This is a genomic window from Arsenophonus endosymbiont of Bemisia tabaci Q2 (assembly GCF_902713415.1).
Taxonomy (GTDB): Bacteria; Pseudomonadota; Gammaproteobacteria; order Enterobacterales; family Enterobacteriaceae; genus Arsenophonus.
The window spans coordinates 1-9,266 of sequence record NZ_CACTIE010000166.1 but is presented as its reverse complement, the minus strand read 5'-3'; the positions used below and the strand labels follow the sequence as shown (position 1 = coordinate 9,266).

The window sequence follows — 9,266 nt, the reverse complement described above, 5'->3', positions numbered from 1 at the left end:
AAATGGGCACAAGCTAAATGCAAAAAAGAGCGCTCGGATGCGACACAGATATTTTGTTCGGACTCAATATGGTGTAATCAAAATTAAGTCGCTTAGCTATACCACACTACCTGATACCCCCATAAGTATAAAAACATGGTGTATTTTTTTTGCTATCACGCATTATTAACTCCTTTAAAAATAAAGCAATATATAAAATGTTACTGATAATTTTCAGTTATAAAAAATAATATAATAAAATTTTGATAAGAATCTCAGTAAAGAAGGAGGCGTGAGCGGAAGTAAAATTTTTTATCGATTTTATTATCCTTAATTTAAATAGAAATAACTTATATTAATTCACCAGATAATCAAAATTAATAATCTTAATTTCTACTCAATATTTATTCCATTTTCCAATTAAGTATCAGTTTATCGCAACAGGAAATAAAAAAGCATTATTACAAAATAGTAAAATATATTATTTATTTTAGAACTATGCTAGATATCAAAAAGTATAAATATGATAATATCATTATTATAATGATCTTCACCTTAGGATAATTCATGACAAAGCAAGATCAGGAAAAAATACTGTCCCAGGCAAAAAAAATATGCCAAGCGCGTAATGTACGTTTAACACCCCAAAGAGAAGAGGTATTACGCCTTATAGCAGCCCAACCTTGTGCTATTAGTGCTTATGATTTGCTTGATTTACTTAGAATTTCTGAACCTCAAGCTAAACCACCAACTATTTATCGTGGCCTGGAGTTTCTCTTAGAGCAAGGTTTTATACACAAGATAGAATCAACAAATAGCTATGTGATTTGTCCTCATTTTGAGGATCCTAAACATACCTCAGTTATGCTAATTTGTGATAATTGCGGTAGTGTTGCCGAAAGTAATGGCCAAGCGGTAGAAACTGCTATTTTAAAATTAGCCAAACAGACTGGTTTCGAGTTGTCCCATACCGTTGTTGAAAGCCATGGGTTATGTTTACCCTGCAACAAAATTGAGAAAAACAGTGTCAAAGCTAAGCATTATTAGGCTTAAATAGTGATATAAAAGCCGGCAGCTCATACAACCGGCCTTTATTAAAAAAGCAATAAAAATTTAAAAATAGTTTTCTTAATACCTATCAATCAAAAAATCAAAAAAATAGGAAATAATATTATATTCAATAAATTAAGCTGAATTTACTTAAAAAATTAATTAGAAATAAAAGAGCTAAAAGTTTGGCTAAAATGAGTTACTACTACGAATAATACCAACAGCTAGTCCTTCAATAGTTAAGGTTTGTGTCCGAAAATCCACAATAATTGGCTGAAATTCAGGATTTTCAGCAATTAATTCAACTTTACTACCCACTTGCTTGAAGCGTTTAACCGTCACTTCATCATCAATACGCACTACAACGATTTGTCCATTATGTGCCTGCTGGGTTTTATGTACAGCAAGTAAATCCCCATCAATAATTCCAATATTTGTCATGGACATGCCATTAACACGCAATAAAAAATGAGCACTAGGTCTAAAAATAGTAGCATCAATCCGATAATGACTATCGATATGTTGTTGAGCAAGTAAAGGTTCTCCTGCCGCCACCCGACCAATAAGTGGTAATCCTTCATCCTCATGTTCTTCTTGCAGTAGCCGGATACCTCGAGACGCGCCAGAAACAATTTTTATCACCCCTTTTACGCGCCAACGCCTTTAAGTGTTCCTCTGCTGCATTTGGTGAACGAAAACCTAAACTTGATGCAATTTCAGCGCGTGTCGGCGGCATACCCGTTTGCGAAATGTGTTCACGCACTAGATCATAGACCTGCTGCTGCCTCAACGTTAATTCTTTCATTTCGCTCCCTATTTATTTTTATTCGCATCGACACATTGTCACTGTAATTATATACAAGTATATTAAGATTTAAAACCAATAAATGTGTAAAACCCTATTTTTTATAACTAGCTCACGAAATGATGATTATCAATTACAACTGACCAAATAAAAATTGCTAAACAAATTGAAATAAAAACCGCCGCCGAACCGATATTTTTCGCTTTAGCAGAAAGTTCATGCAATTCTGTACCAATTCGATCAACCACTGCTTCAATCGCACTATTTAATAATTTAACAATAGCTATCAATACCATTGAGCTAATAAGTAATAACCCTTCAATCCATTGCACATCAAGTAAAAAAGCCACAATAATGGCAATAATCACCATAATTGCTTCTTGTCTAAAAGCGGCTTCACTCTTCCAGGCTGCTCTTAACCCTTTCAGAGAATAACAAGTTGCTTTAATAATTCGGGTTAAGCCGGTTGTTTGATTTGCCATAAAATTTACTCTAGGTTTAGATAAATGTGGGATTTAATATAATTATTATATTTTAAACAGATATTAATTACTATTTCTGATATCCTTTGGTAGGATTCAAACAAGAGGCTATAGCTTATCTATGTCATTTTGGCGTAAAATTTACTATAATCTATTAGATTTACCAATGAAATTGTTGGTAAAAAGTAAGCTCATACCAGCAGATCCAATTAAAGAATTGCGTCTTGATACGACACATCCTTTTCTATATGTATTACCTTATCATTCTAAAACAGATTTATTTACCTTACGGCAACAATGTTGTTCTATTGGCTTACCTGATCCACTCGATCCGATTGAAATAAACGAAATTAAATTACCTGCCTATGTCTTTATCGATGATGGCCCGCGTGTATTTCGTTATTATTCGCCAGATCCACGTAAAGATTCAGTGAAAACATTTACTGCTTATCTTGATCTTCATTGCCATAATCCCGAGCTAAACATTCAGATGCTACCCGTATCAGTAATGTTCGGTCGAGCGCCTGGTCGAGAAGGCCACTCGCCAGCGCCTCCGTTACGTTTACTGAATGGTATCCAAAAATTCTTTGCCGTTATCTGGCTAGGACGTGACAGTTTTGTTCGTTTTTCTCCCACTGTCTCTTTACGTCAAATGGCTGGCGAATATGGTACTGATAAAATTATCGCTAATAAACTTGCCCGAGTAGCTCGAATTCACTATTCACGGCAACGATTAGCTGCGGTTGGCCCCAAACTCCCTGTACGCCACGATTTATTCAATAAACTGTTAACTTCAAAAGCGATAGAAAAAGCAGTTGAAGATGAAGCTAAAGCAAAAAAAATCTCCCTTGATAAGGCAAAACATAATGCGATTGCCATGATGGAAGAAATTGCCGCTAATTTTTCCTATGAAGCGATCCGCATTACTGACCGCGTACTTAGTTGGACATGGAATCGACTTTATCAAGGAATTAATGTGCAACACGCTGAACGTGTGCGCCAATTAGCACAAGATGGCCATGAAATTGTCTATATTCCTTCTCATCGTAGTCACATGGATTATCTATTATTATCTTATGTGCTTTATCATCAAGGTTTAGTTCCGCCTCATATCGCTGCCGGTATCAACCTTAATTTTTGGCCGGCCGGGCCAATTTTTCGTCACTTAGGTGCTTTTTTCATTCGTCGCTCTTTCAAAGGCAATAAACTTTACTCGACCATATTTCGTGAATATCTCAGCAAATTATTTGCGCGTGGTTACTCAATTGAATATTTTGTTGAAGGTGGCCGCTCTCGAACAGGCCGACTACTGGAACCAAAGACTGGTACGCTGTCGATGACCCTGCAAGCAATGCTACGAGGTGATTCACGTCCAATTAGCATTGTTCCAATCTACATAGGTTATGAACATGTATTAGAAGTTGCGACCTACGCTAAGGAACTAAAAGGGGCAGCAAAAGAGAAAGAAGGGTTTTTCTCAATGTTAAGAGGTCTACGCAAATTGCGTAAACTAGGCCAAGGTTATGTTAACTTTGGTCAACCGATTGCACTAACTCAATATTTAAACAAATATGTTCCCGAGTGGCGTCAATCTATCAATGCTATTGAGCCCCAGCGTCCAACTTGGTTAAATTCAACCGTGACTCGGTTAGCTCATAAAATCATGGTTAGAATTAACAACGCTGCTGCGGCTAATGCAGTCAATTTATGTTCAACTGCTTTGTTAGCTTCGCGCCAACGTGCATTAACCCGTGAACAATTAATTGAACAAATCGAATGCTACCTCCAACTATTAAGAAATGTGCCTTATAGCGATGATAGCACGACACCCAGCAAAACTGCTGAGCAACTCTTAGAAGACGCCTTGCAATTGGATAAGTTTGAAGTCGAGCATGACAGCATGGGCGATATTGTAGTATTACCTCGAGAAAATGCTGTATTGATGACTTATTATCGAAATAATATTATGCATTTGTTGGTTTTGCCTTCTTTGGTAGCCAATATCGTATTACATAATGAAAGTGTTCAACGCAAGGAAATTGGTGATCAAATTGCACTTATTTATCCATTCTTAAAAGCAGAACTATTCATGCGATTTAGCATAGAAGAATTACCTGAATCTATCGACATTCTGCTGAATGAATTGGCACGTCAACAACTAATATTATTAACAGTAGAGGGTGTTGTAACTATCAATCCAGCTCGTATTCGCCCTCTTCAGCTTTTAGCTGCTGGTATCAAAGAAACTCTACAACGCTATGCGATTACACTTTCACTATTAAGTACGATACCTGAAATTAGCCGAGGAATATTAGAAAAAGAGAGCCGTATTCTTGCTCAACGTCTATCTGTACTACATGGTATCAACGCGCCTGAATTCTTTGATAAGGCGGTTTTCTCCACACTGGTAAAGACATTAAAGCAGGAAGGTTATATTGATAGAGAAGAAGCTCCGATTATCATCGCCAATGCACAACGGCTTTATCGTATTATCGCTAAATTAATATCTCCAGAAGTGTGCTTAACTATTGATAGTGTCAAACACGTTACTGAAAAGCCATTACCTAAATAAATCATCTTTATATTAGTATAGTAACCTAAAACGGATTTAGACTAAAATCGACCAACATTATAAAAAAGGATAATCATTCGAGATTATCCTTTTTTATAATTAAAAATAATTTAATAAGATGCCAATAAATAAAACCAACCCCACATAATTGTTATTCATAAATGCTTTAAAACATAATGTTGGTTGTCGATTGGCAATTAATTTTTGTTGATAGGTAAATAAGCCTAATACCAATATCAAACTAACAAAATAAAACCCACCCAAATCTAGCAGTTGCCCTATATAAAATAACACCAGCACCATAGCTAATTGTAAAATGCCAATAATTAATTTATCAAAACCGGCAAAAATAATTGCGGTTGATTTTACACCAATTTTTATATCATCATTGCGATCAACGATCGCATACTGGGTATCATAAACAATAGACCAAATAATATTAACCAGAAATAATAACCAACATTCTAAATGTAAGGATTCACTAACTGCTCCATATGCCATTGGAATTGACCAACCAAACGCAGAACCCAATACAATCTGCGGAAAATGGCTAAATCGTTTGATAAATGGATAAATCCAAGCTAATAACAACCCAATCACCGATAACCAAATTGCCATTTTATTTAAGGTCAACACTAGTATAAAAGCGATGATGATCAATGAAAAAAATAGTGTCTTAGCTTCTTTTTCTGTTACATCACCATTTGGCAGGGGACGTTCCTTGGTTCTTGCAACATAACCATCAAATTTTCGATCCGCAAAATCATTGATAACACAACCAGCTGCACGCATCAAAAAAACACCCGCAGTAAAAACTAATAAAATAAAAAGATCTGGTAACCCCCGGTTTGCTAACCATAATGCCCAATAAGTAGGCCATAGTAATAATAAAATACCTATCGGTGTATCAATTCGCATTAAACGAAAATAGGCGCGCCATTTATTCAATTTCAACGTTGTTTGCCCTGCCAATCTATTTATCTCCCTATTATTTTGTATAGATAGGTGAATCTGGCAAAAAAGTTCTTTTAATAATAAAGGTTTAGCCGATAATCTTAACAATGAACGCCTTACCCAATAATTATTCTATATACCTAGATTAATATAATCACGAGTCAAATTATTTCCACTAAACAGGTATTTTCCCAATGGCACACTGCCTAAATTTATTAGCTCACTTTCAGGGCCAGTTAATGTCTCTTCTGGAATAACCGTCCGCCCATAACCATGGACAACCATCCCCCAAAAGCACCACTTCACGTAACCAATAGCGTTGACTATTAGGCAAAAGTTTAGCTTTTTCGTTCTGACTATCTAACAGAATAAAACCTTCTTGATACAGTTTTACGGTGACTTGCTGGCAATAACGCCGCGCAAGACGCTCAGTCATTGAACCTAATTCGGTTAACCAATTATATATTGGATTCGGTACGGTAATTTCTTGCGTCGAAAACTAATGAATCGGTTGATTGCAGAAAAGTGACTGTGATTGATATGGCTTATCTTTACAGTTATGCCCATAGAATACTTCTCTCACTCTATCTTGAGATTTAAAATACAAGATAGCATGGCTAATAATGAATGGAATGATAGGATCTGCTAAGTTATATAAAAAGTCATCTCTGATTGCAAAATTTTTATTAATTTTGCAATCTTTATATTAGCAAGAAGTGATCTATCTGGTAGGTTATTCATTGTCACCAAAACCTGCTGTTACAAGCTTTGGTAATAAAATTATTGTCGCCAGCTTTTAAAACAATTAATCAAGCCATTGGTAGAGGTGTCATGGCTGTTAATTTTATCTTCACTTGCCAGCTCGGGCAGAATGCGCCCAGCTAATTGCTTACCAAGTTCGACCCCCCATTGGTCAAAACTAAAAATATTCAATATAGCACCTTGCACAAAAATCTTGTGTTCATACATCGCAATCAAAGCGCCTAGCGTATATGGCGTAATTTGATCAACAAGGATAGAGTTAGTTGGGCGATTACCTTGGAAAACTTTATAAAGTGCCATTTTAGCCGGATCTTGACCTGCCGCTTTAAATTCTTCGTCCACTTCAAGCCGATCTTTACCAAATGCTAACGCTTCTGTTTGGGCAAAAAAATTAGACATTATTTTATTATGGTGATCACTTAATGGATTATGACTTATCGCTGGTGCAATGAAATCACAAGGGATAAGTTTGGTACCCTGATGGATTAATTGATAAAATGCATGCTGACCATTAGTACCTGGTTCACCCCAAATAATGGGCCCAGTTTGATAATTCACTTTTTCGCCATTACGATCAACATACTTGCCATTTGATTCCATGTTGCCTTGTTGAAAATAAGCCGCAAATCGATGTAAATATTGATCATAAGGTAAAATGGCTTCAGTCTCAGTAGCAAAAAAATTATTATACCAAATACCGATTAACGCCAATATCACCGGAATATTATGCTCAAAAGGTGTCTGTGCAAAATGTTGATCGATTGCATGAGCACCACTTAGTAATTGTTCAAAATTATTAAATCCGATGGATAAAACAATCGACAGGCCAATAGCTGACCACAATGAATAACGACCGCCAACCCAATCCCAGAATTCAAACATATTTTGTGTATCGATGCCAAATTTGGCCACTTGTTGCTCATTGGTTGATAAAGCGACAAAATGTTTGGCGATCTGTGTTTCATCCGCCGCCGCAGCTAAAAACCATTTTCTGGCTGTATGAGCATTAGTCATTGTCTCCTGGGTGGTAAAAGTTTTAGAGGCAATCAAAAATAATGTTGTTTCAGGTTTAATTTTTTGCAATGTTTCAGCAATATGGCTTCCATCTATATTGGAAACAAAATGCATATTTAAATGGTTTTTGTAAGGCCTGAGTGCTTCGGTTACCATATATGGCCCAAGATCAGAGCCTCCAATACCAATATTAACAACATCTGTTATTGCCTGGCCGGTATAACCTTTCCAATCACCATTAATGACTCGTTCACTGAAACAACGCATTTTGTCTAGCACAGCATTAACTTGTGGCATAATATCAACACCATCAAGCTTTATCGGGCTATTACTACGATTACGTAAAGCAATATGCAAAACAGCTCTATCTTCTGTTCTATTAATTTTCTCTCCAGAAAACATGCTGTTAATTGCGGCGCTTAGCTTTGTCTCTTTTGCTAAATCTAGTAATTTAAGCAAGGTATTTTCAGTTATTCGATTTTTAGAAAAATCAACCAAGATCTGTTCATTAAAAGTGAGTGAAAAATTAGCAAAACGATCAGCATCATTAGCAAAAAGATCACGCAGATGGATATCTTTTACTGATTGATAATGTTGTTCTAATTCGTGCCATGCTGCTGTTAAACTTGGATTAATGTTTTCCATTGAAATACTCTCTATCTTTCTTCAACTCAGATTTACAACTACCAATGATTGGATAGTAACTCATTCTCCCCACCAATTTAATTTCTTTTAATGCTTTCCACTGGCCAATTTAATCGCATCTGTTCAATTGCTCGAATATTGATAAAATTAATAATTTTTTGGTAATTATAAAAATTATTGATTTCGCTAAAAATAAATTGACCTTCAGACAATAACTCGATAATGGTAGGTTAATTGTTCACCTTTCAAACACATGGAGATAGTATTATGAGTGCAGTTTCTACCGCCTCTGCAAATAAAAAATTTCATATTGCCAAATTTGGTGGCACCAGTGTCGCTAATTTTGAGAGCATGTATAAAAGCGCAGATATCGTTATTGCTAATAAAAATGTGCGAATTGTTGTGCTTTCAGCTTCATCAGGCATTACCAATCTGCTGATCAAACTTACTGAGACGTGTAATGACAATAGACGTAAGGCGCTATTAAAACAAATTCGTCAGCACCAGTACATGATAATCAATTGTCTAGACAACCCTTTTAGCATTCAACCAATAATTGATCACTTACTGGCAAGACTTACTTCTTTATCCGCAGTTACGACCCAACAACCCCTTACCGCACCACAAATTGATGAAATTGTCAGTTATGGTGAATTAATGTCAAGCTACTTTTATTTGTCGAAATCCTACGACAACGAGGGGTGATCGCAACCTGGTTTGATGTTCGTAATATTATGCAGACCAATGATAAATTTTGTAAAGCCGAACCCAATCAGCAACAATTAAAGCGACTAGCTAATAAATATCTACTACCTAAACTGCAAGAAAAACTGATTGTAAACTGATTGTATAGCTAAGTGCCTTAATTTTGATGACATTATTTATATGAGCTATTCAATTGATTTTATAGCTAAGCGACTTAATTTTGATTACACCATATTGAGTGCGAACAAAATATCTGTGTCGCATCCGAGCGCTCTTTTTTTTGCATTTAGCTTGTGCC

7 protein-coding genes and 2 pseudogenes are annotated in these 9,266 nt (G+C 35.9%); 4 read left to right on the top strand and 5 right to left on the bottom strand.

What is annotated here, in order from left to right; translation table 11 throughout:
• The first annotated feature begins 546 nt into the window (after nucleotides 1-546).
• A complete protein-coding gene (zur, locus tag ARSQ2_RS08935; protein WP_181995082.1) occupies nucleotides 547-1,026 on the top strand; it encodes a zinc uptake transcriptional repressor Zur in 480 nt (159 codons plus the stop codon).
• A gap of 192 nt (nucleotides 1,027-1,218) precedes the next feature.
• Here the strand turns inward: zur and lexA are convergent.
• Together lexA and ARSQ2_RS08925 are read right to left on the bottom strand one after the other, a co-directional pair.
• Nucleotides 1,219-1,834: pseudogene (lexA, locus tag ARSQ2_RS08930) on the bottom strand (transcriptional repressor LexA).
• A gap of 107 nt (nucleotides 1,835-1,941) precedes the next feature.
• Nucleotides 1,942-2,316, bottom strand: coding sequence for a diacylglycerol kinase (locus tag ARSQ2_RS08925; RefSeq protein ID WP_181995081.1), 375 nt, complete (start codon nucleotides 2,314-2,316; stop codon nucleotides 1,942-1,944).
• 121 nt (nucleotides 2,317-2,437) lie between these two features.
• Between ARSQ2_RS08925 and plsB the strand changes: the two genes are divergently transcribed.
• Complete coding sequence (gene plsB / locus ARSQ2_RS08920) at nucleotides 2,438-4,888, top strand: glycerol-3-phosphate 1-O-acyltransferase PlsB (protein WP_181995080.1); 2,451 nt, start codon at nucleotides 2,438-2,440, stop codon at nucleotides 4,886-4,888.
• A gap of 99 nt (nucleotides 4,889-4,987) precedes the next feature.
• On the opposite strand, the gene ubiA is transcribed toward plsB, so the two are convergent.
• From ubiA to pgi, 3 genes and pseudogenes are all read right to left on the bottom strand, one after another.
• Complete coding sequence (ubiA, locus tag ARSQ2_RS08915; RefSeq protein ID WP_181995079.1) at nucleotides 4,988-5,842, bottom strand: 4-hydroxybenzoate octaprenyltransferase; 855 nt, start codon at nucleotides 5,840-5,842, stop codon at nucleotides 4,988-4,990.
• A gap of 34 nt (nucleotides 5,843-5,876) precedes the next feature.
• Nucleotides 5,877-6,326, bottom strand: a pseudogene (gene ubiC / locus ARSQ2_RS08910) (chorismate lyase).
• A gap of 296 nt (nucleotides 6,327-6,622) precedes the next feature.
• Nucleotides 6,623-8,263 carry a glucose-6-phosphate isomerase gene (gene pgi / locus ARSQ2_RS08905; protein WP_181995078.1) on the bottom strand — a complete coding sequence of 547 codons (1,641 nt, stop codon included), beginning with the start codon at nucleotides 8,261-8,263 and terminating at the stop codon, nucleotides 6,623-6,625.
• Nucleotides 8,264-8,497: 234 nt separating this feature from the next.
• On the opposite strand from pgi, the gene ARSQ2_RS08900 reads away from it, so the two are divergent.
• On the top strand, nucleotides 8,498-8,968 hold the full coding sequence (locus ARSQ2_RS08900) for a hypothetical protein (protein WP_238334412.1): 471 nt from the start codon (nucleotides 8,498-8,500) through the stop codon (nucleotides 8,966-8,968).
• Entirely contained in the window at nucleotides 8,965-9,108 is a 144-nt protein-coding gene (locus ARSQ2_RS08895) for a hypothetical protein (protein WP_181995076.1), read from the top strand. Before ARSQ2_RS08900 ends, ARSQ2_RS08895 begins: the two co-directional genes overlap by 4 nt.
• Nucleotides 9,109-9,266: the final 158 nt, after the last annotated feature.

Bases quoted from the DNA above. Each gene is read 5' to 3' on its own strand.
- zur (WP_181995082.1), top strand. From the start codon at position 547: ATGACAAAGCAAGATCAGGAAAAAATACTGTCCCAGGCAAAAAAAATA.
- ARSQ2_RS08925 (WP_181995081.1), bottom strand. From the start codon at position 2,316: ATGGCAAATCAAACAACCGGCTTAACCCGAATTATTAAAGCAACTTGT.
- plsB (WP_181995080.1), top strand. From the start codon at position 2,438: ATGTCATTTTGGCGTAAAATTTACTATAATCTATTAGATTTACCAATG.
- pgi (WP_181995078.1), bottom strand. From the start codon at position 8,263: ATGGAAAACATTAATCCAAGTTTAACAGCAGCATGGCACGAATTAGAA.